The sequence below is a fragment of the Candidatus Acetothermia bacterium genome (assembly GCA_024653305.1).
GTDB lineage: Bacteria > Bipolaricaulota > Bipolaricaulia > Bipolaricaulales > Bipolaricaulaceae > JACIWI01.
Genome location: JANLFW010000001.1, coordinates 89,503 through 106,103, shown reverse-complemented (window position 1 = coordinate 106,103; position 16,601 = coordinate 89,503). Strand labels below are relative to the sequence as shown.

The following is a 16,601-nucleotide window of genomic DNA, read 5'->3' as shown; positions in this document are numbered from 1 at the left end:
GGCCCTTCGCTAGGGCCGGTGCGGGATGACCTGCGCCCGGGGAAGGGCGAACCGGAGGTGGGCGTCCGGGGGCCCCGGGACGAGCACCACGAGGGGCAGGCCGCGGAACCGGGCATGGACCTCCCACCGGTCGCCGAGGTATTCCGCGCGCTCGACCTCCGCGACGTACGGCCCTTCGCCCACCGCAACCGCCTCCGGGCGGAAGAAGAGATACACCTCGTCCCCGGCCGCAACCTCCTCGCCCACCGCCGCGAACCGCTCCCCAGCCACCTCAACCGCCGCCCGGTCCCCGTCCACCGCCACCACCCGCCCCAGCCACAGGTTGGCCCGCCCCAGGAACGACGCCACGAACGGGGTCCGGGGGCTCCGGTAGAGGTCTTCCGGCCGGGACACCTGCTCCACGCGTCCGGCCCGCATCACCGCCACCCGGTCCGCCAGGGCCAGCGCCTCCTCCTGGTCGTGGGTCACGTACACCGCGGTCATCCCGAGGTCGCTTAGGATCCGGCGCAGCTCTCCGCGCAGCTCCTTGCGCAACGCCGCGTCCAGCGCCGATAGCGGCTCGTCGAGGAGGAGCACCCGCGGCGCCGGGGCCAGAGCCCTCGCCAGGGCCACGCGCTGCTTCTGGCCCTCGGAAAGCTCGTGGGGCCGGCGCCGCTCGTAGCCCGCAAGGCCCACCAATTCCAAAAGCTCGCGTACCCGCCTCTTCCGGTCCACGCCACGCTTGAACCGGAGGCCGTAGGCGACGTTCCCGACCACGGAGAGATGAGGAAACAGGGCGTAGTTCTGGAACACAAGGCCCACCCCGCGGGCCTCCGGCGGCCAGGCGGTGGCGTCTTGGCCGGCGAGGAGCACTTGCCCCTCGTCCGGCCGCTCCAGGCCGGCGATCACGCGCAGGACCGTGGTTTTGCCGCAGCCGGACGGGCCAAGGAGGGCCACGACCTCCCGGTCTCCCACGGCCAGGGACAGCCGGTCTACGGCCACCACCGGGCCGAACCGCTTCACGAGCTCCCGGACCTCAACGGCCGCCATGGTCCCTCCCCAGCCACCGTGCCCCGGCCCGGTCCCAGGCCCACGCCGCCGCGGCCGTGACCGCGATGAGCACCGTGGCCATCGCCGACGCCGCCCCGAACTCACGCGCGGAGAGGAAGTGGTAAATGGCAAGGGGCATCGTCGTCACCCCGGCTCCTGCGAGCATCGCCACCGCGGTCATCTCTCCCAAGGATAGGGCGAACGCGAACGCCCCGGCCGCAAGCACCCCGCCCCGGAGCAGGGGCAGCTCCACGGTGAAGAACGCCGCCAGGCGCCGGGCCCCGAGCGTCCGCGCCGCCTCCACCCAACTGGGATCGAGGCCCTCCCAGAGCGGGCGGATCGCCCGCACCACGAGCGGGTACACGATCAGGGCATGGGCGAGCACGATCGCCCACGGCCCACGGCCCACGGCCGCCAGGGGCGGCCGGCGGAACGCGAAGAGGAGGGCCAGGCCCAGCACCACCGACGATACGGCGAGCGGGGCCATGAGCAGGGTCTCCAGGGCCCGGGATCGGACCCGGTGCAAGGTCCAACTGACCGCCACCCCCAGGGCCAGGGCCAGGACGGTGGCCCCGGCGGCGACGACGAGGCTCGTCTCCACGCTTCCTGCGGGCGAGGACTCGAGAAAGGGATTCCAGGCCGGGGAGAAGATGAGGCGGTACCAGTACAGGGTGGGACTCCCTGCCCCTGGGGCCGCCCGGAGGAACGAGTCGGCGACCACCGCGGCGATCGGGCCCAGGAACACGAGGGCCGCGAGGAAGAGGTACCCGAGCCACAGGGACCGGATCGGCCGGTTGCGGGACAGAAGCGGGACCGTGGGCTGACCCCGGACCCCACCGGCCCGGGCTTGGAACAGCCCCCCGCCGCGCAGGTACAGGTACGTCAGCGCAAGCGAGATCCCCAGCATCAGGGTCGCCAACGCCGCCGCCCGCGGGAAGTCCACGTACACCCGGGCGAAGAGATAAACCCCGACTTCGGCCGTGGCGTAGCGGGCCCCGCCCAGGGCAAGGGGGATGGAAAACGACAGGAAACACAGGACGAACACGAGGGCGAGGGCGGACAGCACCGCCGGGAGCAATAGCGGCAGGGTGACGGTCAGAAACGCCCGGACGGGCCCAGTTCCCAACACCCGAGCCGCCTCGACCAGCGTCGGGTCCAGCCGCTCCCAGGCCACGTTCACGAACCGTGCCACCACCGGGGCGTTGTAGAACGCGTGGGCGAGCACGATCCCCCACAGGGTGTAGAGGACGCGGATCGGGGGCTCTCCGAGGCCGAACGCCCCCATGAGAAACCGGTTGAGGTAGCCGGCGCGGCCGAAGAACAGGATGAACCCAAGGGCCACGGTGATCGAGGGCAGCACGAACGGAACCAGGGTGAACGCGCGCACGAGGCCTTTCCCTGGGAACCGATACCGGGTGAGGAGCCACCCGAGCGGGAACCCAAGCCCCAGGCTCACCGCCGCCGAGAGCAGGGCCTGGTCGAGGGTGAAGAGGAGGAGCCGTCGCACGTAAGGGTCGGCGAGGAGCGCGGAAAGGCGGTCGCCCGTCCAGCGGCCGTCCACCTGGAGGCCGAGCCGCAACACGTCCGCGAGGGGCCAGAAGAACGCGAGGGCGAGGAAGGCGAGGGGCAGGAGGGCGAGCGCCCATCCTGCCCCGCCGCGCCACCTCACGGCGTGCCCAGCACCTGTTGCCACTGGTCCAGCCACGCCTCGAGGTGCTCGGCCGCGTACGCCGGGTCGAGGAACACCGGGACCTCGGGGAGCACCGCGTACCGGGCGAAGTCCGGGGGCAAGGTGGCCTCGCGGTTCACCGGGAACATCCACTGGGAGGTGGGGATCAGCTCCTGGACCTCGCGGGAAAGGACGAGGTCGAGGAACGCATGGGCGAGGTCGGCCTTCTCGCTGGTGCGGACGATGCCCATGCCCTCCACCAGGCGCGCCGCCTCCCCGTCCGGGGTCAGGACGCGGTACCGGAGGGAGCCCGCGGTGATATAGGCGTAGGCGGCATCGGTGGAGTAGGAGAGCACGATCGGGGCCTCCCCGGCCTCGAACATCGCGAACGCCTCGGACCACCCCTTGGTGATGGTGAGCGTGTTGGGGAGGAGCGCCCGCCAGAACTCGGTCCAGTCCTCGCCGAACCGGGCCACCGTCCACAGGAGGAACGCGAGCCCGGTCGTGGAGGTGCGCGGGTCCTGGAGGATGATCTTCTCCTTGAGCTCCGGCCGCAGGAGGTCCGAGAACGTGCGGGGGACGAGGTCCTCCCGAAGGGCGTCGCTTGCCACGAACGTGACGTAGCCGTGGTCGAACGGCACCACGTGGCCGGTCCTGTCGAACAGGAGGTCCTCAGGCACCTGGGCGAGGTTGGGGATGAGGGCGGGGTCGTAGGGGCGGAACACGGTATGGGCCAGCGCTCGGGGGAGGTCCATCGCCGAGATTCCCAGGAACACGTCGGCCCCACTGCCCCCGGAAGCGAGCTCGGCGATGAGACGGGAGAGCATCTCCGCCCCTCCGGCCGGGGCCACCCACACCAGGTCTACGCCCGGATGGGCCGCCTCGAACGCCTCCTCGATGGCCGCGGCCGGCCCCCACTTGACGAACGACCGGTACGTGTACACCACGAGCTGCTCGGCGCCCGCGGCGGCACCGAGCGCTCCCAGCACGAGCAGGGACAAGACGATCCTCCTCACGATGCCCTCCTTTGGCCCCCATCGGGGGCCGGATCATGGGATGACCCTGGGGCGCTGGGGGAACGGCGGGAGGCACACCTCGATGGAGATCGGTCCCGACAAAACATAACGCCCACACCCGACCTCCTTGGCGTGGGCTCTGCCGGCGACGGGTAACCTTCCCTCCGCTGGCATTACCCAGGTCAGGTTCTGGGGTCGAGGCCTCTGCCTCCTCTCAGCCCTTACGAGCTCCCCCAGTTACCCCAAGAACATTATACGGTTCGGGACGGGCGTTGCCACCCGGAACGGGTCGTTCCTGACCGGCCGGCGTCGTTGATCCCCGCGTGGAGAGCGGCTAGAATACTAAACCTAGACGTCGAGTTCGCCCAAGCTAGGGCTGATAGGAGGCAGCAATGGAGATCCTCAAGGTCGCGTCCACGTCCAATCCCAATGCGGTCGCCGGGGCCATCGCCGGGGCGCTTGAAACCCATGGGATCGTGGAAGCCCACGCCATCGGTGCCGGTGCGGTGAACCAGGCCATCAAGGCCATCGCCATCGCCCGCCGCCTTGTGGAACGGGAGGGCGAGGCGGAGATCAAAGTCGTGCCCGGATTCATCGACGTCGAGATCGGGGGCGAGATCAAGACGGGCATGCGGTTCGTGATCCAAAAGTAAATGCGCCTCGAAGCCCTGGTCCGGGCCTCCATCCAGGACGCCCTGGCGGGGCTCGGGTTGACCCCTCCGGCCGAGATCCCGGTGGATCGCCCCTCCCGGCCGGAACACGGGGACCTCGCGAGCCGCGTTGCGTTCCTCCTCTCCGCGGAGCGCCGGGTCCCCCCGCCCGAGATCGCCCAGGAGCTCAGCCGACGTCTTGTTTCCCACCCTGCGTTCCGTGAGGTGCGCGCCGAACGCGGGTTCGTCAACTTCTTCCTCGATCCTGGGGCCCTCCACGAGGTGCTGCGGGAGGCCCTGCGGGATGGGGACCGGTACGGCCAGAACGACGAGGGCCGCGGCCGGCTCCTCCAGGTCGAGTTCGTGTCCTCCAACCCCACCGGCCCCCTCACCATTGGCCACCTCCGCCAGGCGGCGATCGGGGATGTCCTGGCCGAAGCCTATGCCCAGCTCGGCTGGCGGTGTGTGCGCGAGTACTACCTGAACGACGAGGGCCACCAGATCGACCTCCTCGCCCAGTCCCTCTGGGCCCGGTACCGCGAGAGCCTGGGCGACCGGCAACCGATCCCCGAGGAAGGCTACCACGGGGACTACCTCGCTGCCCTCGGCGAGGAGCTGGCCCAGGCATGGGGGGACCGGTACCCGACGTGGGACGAGGCCGCCCGGGCTGCCCTCCGCCGGGAGGCGGTGGCGCGGATGATGGCCATGATCCACGAGGACCTCGACGCCATCGGGGTCCGGTTCGACGTGTGGACGCGCGAAGGGGACCTGCACCGGCGGGGGCTGGTGCGGGAGGTGTTCGACCGGCTGTGCGAGCTCGGGGCGGTGTACGAGAAGGACGGGGCCCACTGGCTGCGCAGCACCGACCACGGTCTGTCACGGGACCCGGTCCTCATCCGCTCCGACGGCACCCCGACCTACCTCATGGTGGACATCGCCTACCACGTCGACAAGTTCCGGCGCGGCTTCGCCCAGGTGATCGACGTCCAGGGGGCGGACCACGTGGACGAGCAACGCCAGGTCAAGCTGGCCCTCAGGATCCTCGGCCTGCCGGACGACTTCCTCCGCTACTGCCTGCACCAGTTCGTGACCCTCAAGGGGCGAGAAGGGGTGCAGCGCATGTCCACCCGGGCCGGGCGGTTCCTCCAGCTCAAGGACCTCGTGGCCGAGGTCGGACGCGACGTGGCCCGCTACTTCATGGTGATGCGGAAGCCCGAGAGCCACCTCGTGTTCGACTACGAGCTCGCGCGGAAGACGAGCATGGAGAACCCCGTGTACTACGTGCAGTACGCCCACACCCGCATCGCGAGCGTGTTCCGGGAGGCGGAGAAGGGCGGGGAGCTCCCCGCCGACTTCGTTTCCGTGGACCTCTCCCCCCTCGTCGACCCGGAGGAGCTGGCGCTGATCAAGGAGATCGACCGTTTTCCGGACGTGGTCCGCGCTGTGGCCCGCGACTTCGCCCCTCATCTCCTGTGCGCGTACCTGGAGGCTCTCGCCGCCCTGTTCCACCCGTACTACGCGCGGGTGCGGATCCTGGGGCAAGGGGCGGCCACGCCGGCCCGCCTCGCCCTCCTCGCCGGCCTCAAGCTCGTCCTTGGCCGGGGGCTTGGGATCCTCGGGGTGTCCGCCCCGGAGGCGATGTGATGGCCCTATTGGACCGGCTGCGGCGGGGCCTGGCCCGGACCCGGGACGGCCTCCTCGGGCCCCTCGAGGCTGCAGTGCGCGGCAAGGGCCGGCTCGACCGGGAGGTGCTCGATCGGCTGGAAGAGGTCCTGATCGCTGCCGACGTCGGCCCGGGCGAGGCGGCCGGCATCGCCGCCGCGGTCCAGGCGCGGCTCGGCGGCGGGGTGGCGGACTGGTCGGCGGTCCAAGCGGCGTTGGAAGAGGCCCTGGTGGATGCCCTTTCCGGGGCGGAGCGCGTGTTCACCCTCCCCGCGGCCCGGCCGGCGGTGCTCCTGTTCGTGGGGGTCAACGGGTCGGGGAAGACGACCACCGTGGCCAAGGTGGCCCGCCTCCTGCAGGGAGACGGGGCGCGGGTCGTGCTCGCCGCCGCGGATACGTTCCGGGCCGCGGCCATTGACCAGTTGGCCCGCCTGGGCGAGGCGATCGGGGCCACGGTGGTCGCCCACCGCCCGGGGGCCGACCCTGGGGCGGTGGTCCACGACGCCCTGGAGCACGGCCAGACCCGCGGGTATGATGCGGTCTTGGTCGACACCGCCGGAAGGCTTCAGACGAAGCGCCCGCTCATGGAGGAGCTGGGCAAGGTCCGCCGGGTGGTGGAGAAGTTCCTCGGCCGCCCGCCGGACGAGCGCCTGCTCGTGGTGGACGCCACCGTGGGTCAGAACGCGATCTCCCAGGCCCAGCTCTTCCACGACGCGGTGGGGCTGACCGGCCTCGTGGTGACCAAGCTCGACGGCACGGCCCGGGGCGGGGCGGTGGTCCCCATCCACCGGGCGCTCGGCCTGGCCATCCTGTGGGTCGGGGTGGGCGAGGGGATGGATGAGATAGAACTGTTCCGGACGAAGGACTTCGTTCGGGCCCTGGTCAGGGGGTAGACATGGGAAAGCACGTGTACCTGTTCGGCGACGGCAAAGCCGATGGGACCGCACAGATGCGGGATCTCCTCGGCGGCAAGGGGGCGAACCTGGCGGAGATGGCCCGCCTGGGGATCCCGGTCCCGCCGGGGTTCACCGTGACCACCGAGGTTTGCCGCTACTACCACGGCCACGGCGGGCGGTACCCGGCCGGGCTTGAGGAAGAAGTGCGGGCCGGGATCGCCCATCTGGAGGCGCTCACCGGCCGCAGGTTCGGGGACAGGCGGAACCCCCTCCTCGTGTCGGTGCGGTCCGGGGCCCCGGCGTCGATGCCGGGGATGATGGACACCATCCTCAACCTCGGCCTCACCGACGCCGTGGTGGAGGGCCTCGCCGCCCAGACCTCCTCCCGGTTCGCCCACGACGCGTACCGGCGGCTGCTGGCCATGTACGGGTCGGTGGTGCTAGGGGTGACGGACGAGGGCGAGGCCGGCGTGGACCCGTTCGACGCGGCGATGGAGGAGCTCAAGGCGGAGCGCGGCGCCAAGTCCGACCTCGACCTGACCGCGGACGACCTCGCCGAGCTCATCGCCCGCTACAAGGGCCTCATCGCGCGGGTGGGCAAGGCGTTCCCCCAGGACCCGTGGGAGCAGCTGTGGGGGGCGATCGGCGCGGTGATGCGCTCGTGGAACAACGAGCGAGCCCGGGAATACCGGCGGCTGAACCGGATCCCCGACACTTTGGGCACCGGGGTGAACGTCCAGGCGATGGCGTTCGGGAACCTGAGCGCCAACTCCGGCACCGGGGTCATGTTCACCCGCGACCCGGCCACCGGGGAGAACCGGCTGTACGGGGAGTACCTCCTCAACGCCCAGGGGGAAGACGTGGTGGCCGGGATCCGTACCCCCCAGCCGATCGCTAAGGCGGCCAAGTCCGATCCGTCCCAGGTGTCCTTGGAGGAGGCGATGCCCAAGGTCTACCGGGAGCTCCTGCGCATCCGCGACCGCCTCGAGCGGCACTACCGGGACATGCAGGACATCGAGTTCACCATCGAGGAGGGGAAGCTCTACATCCTCCAGACCCGGTCCGGGAAGCGCACCGGGTTCGCCGCGGTCAGGATCGCGGTGGAGATGGCCGAGGAAGGCCTGATCACCGAGGACGAGGCGATCCTGCGCATCAACCCGGCCGAGCAGCTCGCGCAGCTCCTGCAGCCGATCTTCGACCCCAAGGAGAAGGCGGCTGCCTTGGTCCTCGGGAAGGGCCTTCCCGCCGGGCCAGGGGCGGCCTCGGGCCGGATGGCCCTCACCGCGGACCGGGTGGTCAAGCTGGCCGAGGGCGGGGACCCGGTGGTGTTGGTGCGGCACGAGACGTCCCCGGACGACATCAAGGGGATGGCCGTGGCCCAGGGCATCCTCACCGCCCGCGGTGGCCTCACCTCCCACGCCGCGGTGGTGGCCCGCCAGATCGGCAAGGTGGCGGTGGTGGGGTGCGAGGCCCTCCACATCGACTACAAGGCCGGCCAGGTGGTGGTGGGCGGGAGGACGATCAAGGAAGGGGACTGGATCTCCATCGACGGCACCACCGGCGAGGTGATGGCCGGGAAGATCCCAACCGTGCCCTCGGAGGTCGTCCAGGTCCTGATCGAGAGGACCCTGCCCCCGGAGAAGGCCCCCGTCCACCAGCTCTACGCCAAGCTCATGGCCTGGGCCGACCAGCGCCGCCGGCTCGGGGTGCGGGCCAACGCGGACAAGCCTGACCAGGCCGCGGTGGCCCTCGCGTTCGGCGCGGAAGGGATCGGGCTCTGTCGCACCGAGCACATGTTCTTCGGGGAGGGGCGCATCCCCTACGTCCAGCAGGCGATCGTGGGCACCAACCCCCGAGAGCGGGAAGAGGCCCTGCGCCACCTCGGGGCGATGCAGGCCGAGGACTTCGAGGGGATCCTGCGGGTCATGGACGGCAAGCCGGTGATCATCCGCCTCCTCGACCCGCCGATCCACGAGTTCCTTCCCCAGGAAGAGAAGGACATCGTGGCCCTGGCCAAGCGGTTCGGCGTGGACCCGGCGGAGCTGCGGGCCCGGATCGAATCCCTGCACGAGTTCAACCCGATGCTCGGGCACCGTGGGTGCCGGCTGGGGATCACCCATCCCGATCTCTACGACATGCAGGTGGAGGCGATCTTCCGCGCCGCGGCCAAGCTCGTCCGGGAAGGGCTTCATCCCAAGCCCCAAGTGATGGTGCCCCTCGTCGGCCACGTGAACGAGATGCGCGCTGTGCGGGAGCGGGTGGACCAAATCGCCCGCGAGGTCATGGACGAAGAAGGGGTCGAGATCGACTACAAGGTGGGGACGATGGTGGAGGTGCCTCGGGCCGCGCTCACCGCGGACGAGATCGCCGAGGCCGCGGAGTTCTTCTCGTTCGGCACCAACGACCTCACCCAGATGACGTTCGGCTACAGCCGCGATGACGCGGGGAAGTTCATCCGGGAGTACCTCGAGCGCAAGATCCTCCCCGAGGACCCGTTCGAGACCATCGACCGGGCCGGGGTCGGGGAGCTGATGAAGATCGCGGTCGAGAAGGGACGGAGCGCCCGTCCCGACATCTCGCTTGGGATCTGCGGGGAGCACGGGGGTGAGTCCCACTCCGTCCACTTCTGCCACGAGATCGGGCTCGACTACGTGTCCGCCTCCCCGTTCCGGGTGCCCATCGCCCGGCTCGCCGCGGCCCAGGCAGCGCTAGCGAGGTGAGACGGCCGGGGAGGGCGGAGGCCCTCCCCGGCACCGTAATGCTCCGGTTCGTCCTGGTCCGTGCGGCCGCCTTCGGCCTTACCCTGTTCCTGGTAGCGCTCGCCGTGTTCCTCCTCCTCACCGTGATCCCCGGCGATGCCGCCCGCCTCGTGGTCGGGCCGGAGGCCACCGAGGACGCGTACCGGACGGCCCGGGACGCCCTGGGCCTGGACCGACCGTGGCCGGCCCGGTTCGCGGATTGGCTGGGGCGGGCGCTCCACGGGGACCTTGGGGAGTCCCTCGTCTACCGGTGGCCGGTGGCCGACCTCGTGGCCCGTGGCCTCAGCGTGACCCTGCCCTTGGCCCTCATGAGCACCGGCCTCGCCCTGGTGGCGGCGCTCGCGTTCGGGGTCCTCGCTGCGGCCCGGCTTGGGGGATGGGCCGATCTCGGGGTGATGGCCGTCGCCCAACTGGGGATGGCCCTGCCCGAGTTCTGGCTGGGGATCCTGCTCATGGGGTACTTCGCCGTGCGGCTGCGGGTGCTGCCCTCGGGCGGGTTCCCCGGGTGGGGCCGGCCCGGGGCGCTGGCCTACCTGGTCTTGCCAGCGTTGGCCCTGGCCCTGCCCCGGGGGGCGTACCTGGCGCGGATGGTCCGGGCCACGCTGGCCGACGTGCTCTCCGCGGACTACATCCGCGCCGCGCGGGCCCGGGGCGTCCCGGAGCGGCGCCTCATCGCCCGGCACGCCCTGCGCAACGCGTTCGTCCCCGTGCTCGCCGCCCTCGGGCTCACGTTCGGGCGCCTGCTCGCCGGGACGCTCGTGGTGGAGAACGTGTTCTCCCTCCCCGGGATGGGCTGGTTCGCCCTGGCTGCGGCGCGCGGGCGGGACCTCCCCCTCCTCCTCGCGGTGGCGGTGATCGCCGCCGGGGCGGTGGTGGCGGTGAGCACCCTGGCCGACCTCGCGTACGGGCTCCTCGACCCGCGGATCCGATACCGATGAGGCACGTTGGCCTGGCACTGGGCGCTTTGCTCACGGCGCTGGGCGTAGGACTGATTCTGGTCGGGCTCTTGTGGCTCCCGGCCGATCCCAACGCCCTCGGCCGGCGGCCGTTTGCCCCGCCGAGCCTGGCCCACCCGATGGGCACCGACTGGTTCGGCCGGGATGTGCTGGCGCGGGTCATGGCCGGGGGCCGGGCGAGCGTGGCCGTGGCCGCGGGCGCGGTGGCGGTGGGCGGTCTCGTGGGGACCGTGCTCGGGGGGCTCGCCGGCTACGCCAGGGGCGTGCTGGGGGAGTTGGCGATGCGGGTGAGTGATTTCCTGCTCGCGTTCCCGGCTGTACTCCTGGCCCTGCTCCTCGCGGCCGTGCTCGGGCCGGGGCTTCTCGGGGTTACCCTAGCGATCGCCCTGTTCCAGGTCCCGTTCTTCGCTCGCCTCGCCCACGCCGGGGTGCTTTCGCTGCGGGAGCGGGAGTTCGTGGTGGCGGCGAAGGCGGTTGGGGTGGGTAGCGCCCGGCTCCTCCTGCGGCACATGCTCCCCAATCTGGCCTCGCCCCTGCTCGTGCAGGCCACGGTCAGCCTGGCCGGTGCCCTCCTCGCTGAGGCCTCGCTCGGCTACCTCGGGCTCGGGGTCCAGCCCCCCCAGCCCGCGTGGGGGCGGATGCTGCGGGAGGCCCAGACGTACCTGGCTCGCTCGCCATGGCCAGCCGTGTTCCCCGGCCTCGTCCTGGGCCTGACCGTGCTCGGGCTCAACCTCCTTGGGGACGGGCTGCGGGACCTCCTCGATCCCGCGGCCCGGCACCTCACCCCTTGGCGACGTCGCGCAGGTCGAGGACGTAGATGGGCAGCACCTTCGCCCCCGTGATCCCGCGGCGCATGGCCAGGATCTGGTGCGGCGCCTGGAGGAACACGTTCACCACCTCCCGCGCGATCAGGTACTGGGCCACGGTGTAGATGGAACGCCGAACGGCAGGGTTCGGGGTGCAGGCCCCGAGGCGAAGGAGCTCGGCGAGCTCGTGGTTCTCCCACCCGCGGCGGAAGTAGTAATCGGGCCGGTCCTCCCCGTAACCGGTGAGCATCAACGCCGGATCAAGCCGGCCCGGGTGCCCGATCACGGTGAGGTCGTAGTCCGCTTGACCGAACACCCGATCCAGCCATGTCCCCCAGTCCACGAGCTTGAGGTCGAGCGTCACCCCGACCTCCCGGAGCTGGGCGGCGATGAGCTCCCCGGTGCGCACGTGGAACGCGTAGTTCGCGGGCAGGGTCAGGGTGGCGGTGAACCCGTTCGGGTAGCCGGCCTCGGCGAGGAGTTCCCGCGCCCGGGCCGGATCGTAGGGGTAGACCCAGGTCATGTCCGCGTGGTACGGGGCGGTCGGGGCGAGGTGGCTCCCGATGGGGGAAGCGAACCCGAACGAGACCAGAGCGATCAGTTGGTCACGGTCCACCGCATGGGCGAGGGCCTGGCGCACGCGGAGGTCGGAGAACGGGGCCCGGGCTTTGTTGATGGCCAGGATCTGCACGAGATCCTGAGGCCCGGAGATCACCTGAAGCATGGTGTCATCGGCCAGTGTCACGGCGATCTCCGGGGCCACCTCCGCCACCAGGTCCACGTCCCCTGCCCGCAGCGCGGCGAGCTGGGCCGCCGGGTCGGGGAGAAAGCGGAACGTGGCCGCGTCGAGCTTGGGGACCCCAGGTAGGTAGTAGTCGGCGTTGCGCGCTAGGCGGAGGTGGTAGCCGGGGAGCCAATCCACGAACCGGAACGGTCCGGTGCCCACCGGACGACGGGCGAGGTCGGCCCCCGTCGGGACCACCACCGACTCCCCCAGGGCGAGCAGGGCCACGAACGACGCGTCCGGGACGTGCAGCCGGAACCGCACCGTCCACGGGTCCACTGCCTCGATGTCCGCAATACCCCGGTAGTACTCGGGGCGGACGTGTCGGGTGGCCGGGTCCATCGCCCGGAGGAAGCTCCGGCGCACCGCATCCGCATCGCACGGGGTCCCGTCGTGGAACCGGACATCCTCGCGCAGGTAAAACGTGTAGACAAGGCCATCGGTGGACGCCTCCCAGCTCCGCGCCAGTTGTCCTTGGAAGTCCCCGGCCTCGTCCACCTGGACCAGGCCCTCGTACAAGTTGTGCTGGAGGAGGAGCTTGATCACCGCCGCGGCGTTGGTGGTGGGGTCGAGGCCCGGCGGCTCGGTGGACACGGCCACGGTGAGCTCGGCCGGAAGCCCGTTCCACAAGCTGACCGTCAACAGAACCATCATCGGCAGAAGTCTTCTGACCACAAGACCCACCTCCTGGCGCCGGCAAGTATAAACGTTGGCCAGCCGCGGCAACACCCCGAGGGGATGCGGCCGAGGATGAAGGGCATTTGATCCCGTATGGATCCCGTTTATCCCCGTTGGCCTCCGGCCCGGGCTTGACATGTCTCGCCATGGAATATATACTAATTGACAAAAGTATATAGAATGGCCATGCAAGTGGCCCACAAGGAGGAACACGTGCGTACCGGAGTGAAGTTGGCAGTCGGGGCGCTGCTCGTCGTGGCCGCGCTCGGCCTGGCCGGCGCTGCCCAGTCGCTGGTGATCAAGGGCTCCACCACCGTTCTTCCCATCGCCCAGCTCATCGCCGAGGAGTTCGCCGCCATCCACCCCACGGCGGTCATCTCCGTCCAGGGCGGGGGGTCGGGCACGGGCATCGCCGCCCTCATCGACGGGACCACCCACATCGCCACCTCCTCCCGGGCGATGAAGCCCTCAGAGTGGGAGAAGGCCGTGGCGAACGAGGTCTACCCCTACCACTGGCTCGTGGCCAACGACGCTCTCGCGGTGGTCGTCCACCCCACCAACCCCGTCTCCCGCATCACGTTCGCCCAGCTCCGGGCCATCTACACGGGCGAGATCCGCAACTGGAAGGACCTCGGCAGCCGTGACCAGCCCATCGTCGTCGTGTCCCGCGACACCGCGTCGGGCACGTTCGAGTCGTTCAAGGAGCTCGTCCTCGAGAACAAAGAGGTGACCGCCCCTGTCGCCTTGTTCCAGCCGTCCAACGCTGCCGTGGCGGAGACGGTGGGGCGGACCCCAGGTGCCATCGGCTACGTCGGCCTGGGGTACCTCAACCCAACCCTGAAGGCCCTCCCGGTGGCCCGTGATGCAGGGGGGCCGTTCCTCGAGCCCACCCCCGATGCCGTGGTCGCCGGGATCTACCCCATCGCCCGCCCCCTGTTCATGATCACGAACGGGTTCCCCACGGGGCTCATCCTCGAGTTCATCATGTTCGTGCTCTCCGACCGGGGGCAGCGCACCGTGGAGGAGGCGGGTTTCGTCCCCATCCGCAAGATCTGTGGTTGATCGGCCGCCGGCGCACGCCCGGTTGACCTCATAACATCGGCCGAAAGCACGACCATGACGGGAAACCATCGTCGAACGCCGGCCGTCGCCCCTTGGGCGGGGCGGAGCTGGGGACGGGCCAGGGAGTGGATCGCGCGCGGGATCACGTGGGGGTGTGCGAGCGTCTCCCTCCTCGCGTTAGGGCTGATCACCGTCTACCTCTTCCGCGAGGGGGTCCCCGTGTTCCGCACCGTCGGTCCCATCGCGTTCCTCGGGGGAAAGGCGTGGTTTCCCACGAGCGACCCCCCCTCCCTGGGGATCCTGCCCATGATCCTGGGGTCGGGCCTGGTCACGATGGTGGCCCTCGTGGTGGCGGTGCCGTTCGGGGTGGCCACCGCCCTGTTCATCGGCGCGGTCGTCCCTCCGGCGTGGCGCAACCCCCTCAAGGTGGCGGTGGAGCTCCTGGCCGGCATCCCGTCCGTGGTGTACGGGTTCTTCGGGTTGGTGATCGTGGTGCCGTGGCTCCAGGCCGCTTTCGCTCTCCCCACCGGGCAGACCGCCCTCACCGCGGCGCTCCTCTTGGGGGTGATGGCCTTGCCCACCGTGGCCAGCCTCACCGAGGACGCGGTGGCCGCGGTGCCGAACGCGTGGCGGGAGGCGGCGTTCGCCCTCGGGGCCACCCACTGGCAGACGATGCGCACCGTGGTCGTCCCGGCGGCGCGATCCGGGCTCTTGGCCGGCGTGCTCCTGGGGATGGGGCGGGCGGTGGGAGAGACGATGACCGTGCTCATGGTATCCGGCAACTCCCCCCGATTCCCGCCTTCGCTCACCTCGCCCACCCGGACCCTCACCGCGACCATCGCCCTGGAGATGGCGGAGACCCCGGTGGGGAACCCTCACTACCACGCCCTGTTCGCCGTGGGCGCGGTGCTGTTCCTGTTCACGCTTCTCCTCAACGTGGTAGGGGACATGGTGGGCCGTCGCATCGGGAGGCACGGATGAGCCGGAAGGTGAGCCAGCGGCTCGCGTTTTCGCTCCTGGGATTGGCCGCCCTCGGGGTGCTGGTGGCGCTGGGGGCGGTCCTCGCGTTCATCGCCGCCCGGGGGGCGTCGGCCCTGTCCTGGGAGTTCCTCACCGCGTTCCCCCGGCGGGGGATGACCGAAGGCGGGATCTGCCCGGCCCTGGTGGGCACGTTCTACCTGGTGCTGGGCACGGTGATCGTGGCGCTCCCGCTCGGGGTGGGGGCGGCGATCTACCTGGCGGAGTACGCCCAAGACCGCACTTGGACCCGGATCGTGCGCATCGGGATTAGCAACCTGGCCGCGGTGCCGTCCATCGTGTTCGGCCTGTTCGGCCTGGCGTTCTTCGTCAAGGCCCTGGGCCTTGGCGTGTGCATCCTGTCCGGGTCGCTGACGCTGGCGCTTCTTGTGTTACCGCTCATCATCCGGGCCTCGGAGGAGGCCCTGCGCGCCGTGCCGTGGGAGTTCCGGGAAGGGGCGTATGCCCTGGGAGCCAGGCGATGGCAGGTGGTGCGCACGGTGGTGATCCCGGCGGCCATCCCCGGGATCCTCACCGGCGCCATCCTCGCCGTGGGGCGAGCGGCAGGGGAGACGGCCCCGATCATGTTCACCGCCGCCGCGTTCTACACGCCGCGCCTCCCCCGGAGCCCCTTGGACGAAGTGATGGCCCTTCCCTACCACCTGTACGTGATGGCCACCGAGAGCACGGCGTTCTGGCGGACCCGCCACCTCCAGTACGGCACCGCCCTCGTTCTCGTGGGGCTTGTGCTGGCCCTGTACCTGTGGGCCGCGGTGTGGCGGGCCCGGATCCGAAAGGGGAAGCGATGGTGACCGTGAACGCAGCCCGCGTGGAGCGCACGCTGGCGCAGGTGCAGGACGTGGCGTTTGGGGTGCGGAACCTCTCGTTCTACTACGGCCGAGAGCAGGTCCTGCGGGACGTGACCTTGGACATCCCCCGCCGCCGGGTCACGGCGGTGGTGGGGCCGTCGGGGTGCGGGAAGTCCACGTTCCTCCGGGTCCTGAACCGCCTGTACGAGCTCGTCCCCGGGGCGCGGGCCCAAGGGGAGGTGTGGTTTTCAGGGGTGAACATCCTCGACCCCAAGGTGGACGTGGTCGAGCTGCGGCGCCGAATCGGGATGGTGTTCCAGAAGCCAAACCCGTTCCCGAAGTCGGTGTACGAGAACGTGGCCTACGGCCCCCGGATCCACGGGGTGCGCCGGCGGGCGCAGCTCGACGAGATCGTGGAGCGGGCGCTGCGCCGGGCTGCCCTCTGGGACGAGGTCAAGGGGAAACTCAGGCGAAGCGCGTTCGACCTCTCCGGGGGCCAGCAGCAGAGGCTCTGCATCGCCCGGGCCCTGGCCATGGAGCCGGAGGTCCTCCTCATGGATGAGCCGACCAGCGCCTTGGACCCCACCGCCACCGCCAGGATCGAGGACCTGATCGCTCAGCTCAAGGCGGACTACACGGTGGTCATCGTCACCCACAACATGCAGCAGGCGGCGCGGACGAGCGACCTGGCGGCGGTGTTCCTCACCGGTGGGGTGATGGTGGAGTACGATGTCACCAAGAAGATCTTCGAGAACCCGACGAACAAGCTGGTTGAGGACTACGTGACGGGCAAGTTCGGGTGAGGGCG

14 protein-coding genes and 1 riboswitch are annotated in these 16,601 nt (G+C 70.5%); of the genes, 10 read left to right on the top strand and 4 right to left on the bottom strand.

Features of this window, described 5'->3' with window-relative positions; all coding sequences use genetic code 11:
- Window positions 1–9 precede the first annotated feature (9 nt).
- Genes NUV94_00565 through NUV94_00555 form a run of 3 tightly spaced genes read right to left on the bottom strand, consistent with a single transcriptional unit; the run spans window position 10 to window position 3,714 of the window.
- A complete protein-coding gene (locus NUV94_00565; protein MCR4391288.1) occupies window positions 10–1,029 on the bottom strand; it encodes an ABC transporter ATP-binding protein in 1,020 nt (339 codons plus the stop codon).
- On the bottom strand, window positions 1,016–2,698 hold the full coding sequence (locus tag NUV94_00560) for an iron ABC transporter permease (protein MCR4391287.1): 1,683 nt from the start codon (window positions 2,696–2,698) through the stop codon (window positions 1,016–1,018). Before NUV94_00560 ends, NUV94_00565 begins: the two co-directional genes overlap by 14 nt.
- On the bottom strand, window positions 2,695–3,714 hold the full coding sequence (locus NUV94_00555) for a thiamine ABC transporter substrate-binding protein (protein ID MCR4391286.1): 1,020 nt from the start codon (window positions 3,712–3,714) through the stop codon (window positions 2,695–2,697). The genes NUV94_00560 and NUV94_00555 overlap by 4 nt, the downstream gene beginning before the upstream one ends.
- A gap of 142 nt (window positions 3,715–3,856) precedes the next feature.
- Window positions 3,857–3,959, bottom strand: a riboswitch (TPP riboswitch).
- 147 nt (window positions 3,960–4,106) lie between these two features.
- Between NUV94_00555 and NUV94_00550 the strand changes: the two genes are divergently transcribed.
- Genes NUV94_00550 through NUV94_00525 form a run of 6 tightly spaced genes read left to right on the top strand, consistent with a single transcriptional unit; the run spans window position 4,107 to window position 11,479 of the window.
- The gene (locus NUV94_00550; protein ID MCR4391285.1) at window positions 4,107–4,367 is read left to right on the top strand and encodes a stage V sporulation protein S; all 261 of its coding nucleotides are present in this window, start codon (window positions 4,107–4,109) and stop codon (window positions 4,365–4,367) included.
- Window positions 4,368–6,008, top strand: coding sequence for an arginine--tRNA ligase (gene argS, locus NUV94_00545; protein MCR4391284.1), 1,641 nt, complete (start codon window positions 4,368–4,370; stop codon window positions 6,006–6,008).
- Entirely contained in the window at window positions 6,008–6,919 is a 912-nt protein-coding gene (gene ftsY, locus NUV94_00540) for a signal recognition particle-docking protein FtsY (GenBank protein ID MCR4391283.1), read from the top strand. The genes argS and ftsY overlap by 1 nt, the downstream gene beginning before the upstream one ends.
- Window positions 6,920–6,921: 2 nt before the next feature.
- Entirely contained in the window at window positions 6,922–9,642 is a 2,721-nt protein-coding gene (ppdK, locus tag NUV94_00535; protein ID MCR4391282.1) for a pyruvate, phosphate dikinase, read from the top strand.
- Complete coding sequence (locus NUV94_00530) at window positions 9,639–10,619, top strand: ABC transporter permease (protein ID MCR4391281.1); 981 nt, start codon at window positions 9,639–9,641, stop codon at window positions 10,617–10,619. Before ppdK ends, NUV94_00530 begins: the two co-directional genes overlap by 4 nt.
- Window positions 10,616–11,479 (top strand): ABC transporter permease, encoded by an 864-nt coding sequence (locus tag NUV94_00525; protein MCR4391280.1) that lies wholly within the window; start codon window positions 10,616–10,618, stop codon window positions 11,477–11,479. Before NUV94_00530 ends, NUV94_00525 begins: the two co-directional genes overlap by 4 nt.
- On the opposite strand, the gene NUV94_00520 is transcribed toward NUV94_00525, so the two are convergent.
- On the bottom strand, window positions 11,418–12,881 hold the full coding sequence (locus NUV94_00520; GenBank protein ID MCR4391279.1) for an ABC transporter substrate-binding protein: 1,464 nt from the start codon (window positions 12,879–12,881) through the stop codon (window positions 11,418–11,420). The genes NUV94_00525 and NUV94_00520 overlap by 62 nt on opposite strands.
- 237 nt (window positions 12,882–13,118) lie before the next feature.
- Here NUV94_00520 and NUV94_00515 point away from each other — a divergent pair, with 237 nt between their 5' ends.
- From NUV94_00515 to pstB, 4 genes are read left to right on the top strand one after another with little or no spacing between them, the layout of a single operon-like run.
- Entirely contained in the window at window positions 13,119–13,967 is an 849-nt protein-coding gene (locus tag NUV94_00515) for a phosphate ABC transporter substrate-binding protein (protein MCR4391278.1), read from the top strand.
- Between the two features lie 54 nt (window positions 13,968–14,021).
- The gene (pstC, locus tag NUV94_00510; protein ID MCR4391277.1) at window positions 14,022–14,948 is read left to right on the top strand and encodes a phosphate ABC transporter permease subunit PstC; all 927 of its coding nucleotides are present in this window, start codon (window positions 14,022–14,024) and stop codon (window positions 14,946–14,948) included.
- Window positions 14,945–15,796, top strand: a complete 852-nt coding sequence (gene pstA / locus NUV94_00505) for a phosphate ABC transporter permease PstA (protein ID MCR4391276.1) — start codon at window positions 14,945–14,947, stop codon at window positions 15,794–15,796. Before pstC ends, pstA begins: the two co-directional genes overlap by 4 nt.
- Window positions 15,790–16,596: a phosphate ABC transporter ATP-binding protein PstB gene (pstB, locus tag NUV94_00500; GenBank protein ID MCR4391275.1), complete on the top strand. Its 807-nt coding sequence runs from the start codon at window positions 15,790–15,792 to the stop codon at window positions 16,594–16,596. The genes pstA and pstB overlap by 7 nt, the downstream gene beginning before the upstream one ends.
- The last annotated feature ends 5 nt before the right edge of the window (window positions 16,597–16,601 follow it).

Excerpts from the sequence above, each read along its gene's own strand:
- NUV94_00565 (MCR4391288.1), bottom strand. The coding sequence starts at position 1,029 with ATGGCGGCCGTTGAGGTCCGGGAGCTCGTGAAGCGGTTCGGCCCGGTG.
- NUV94_00550 (MCR4391285.1), top strand. The coding sequence starts at position 4,107 with ATGGAGATCCTCAAGGTCGCGTCCACGTCCAATCCCAATGCGGTCGCC.
- argS (MCR4391284.1), top strand. The coding sequence starts at position 4,368 with ATGCGCCTCGAAGCCCTGGTCCGGGCCTCCATCCAGGACGCCCTGGCG.
- ftsY (MCR4391283.1), top strand. The coding sequence starts at position 6,008 with ATGGCCCTATTGGACCGGCTGCGGCGGGGCCTGGCCCGGACCCGGGAC.
- ppdK (MCR4391282.1), top strand. The coding sequence starts at position 6,922 with ATGGGAAAGCACGTGTACCTGTTCGGCGACGGCAAAGCCGATGGGACC.
- NUV94_00525 (MCR4391280.1), top strand. The coding sequence starts at position 10,616 with ATGAGGCACGTTGGCCTGGCACTGGGCGCTTTGCTCACGGCGCTGGGC.
- NUV94_00520 (MCR4391279.1), bottom strand. The coding sequence starts at position 12,881 with ATGATGGTTCTGTTGACGGTCAGCTTGTGGAACGGGCTTCCGGCCGAG.
- pstC (MCR4391277.1), top strand. The coding sequence starts at position 14,022 with ATGACGGGAAACCATCGTCGAACGCCGGCCGTCGCCCCTTGGGCGGGG.
- pstA (MCR4391276.1), top strand. The coding sequence starts at position 14,945 with ATGAGCCGGAAGGTGAGCCAGCGGCTCGCGTTTTCGCTCCTGGGATTG.
- pstB (MCR4391275.1), top strand. The coding sequence starts at position 15,790 with ATGGTGACCGTGAACGCAGCCCGCGTGGAGCGCACGCTGGCGCAGGTG.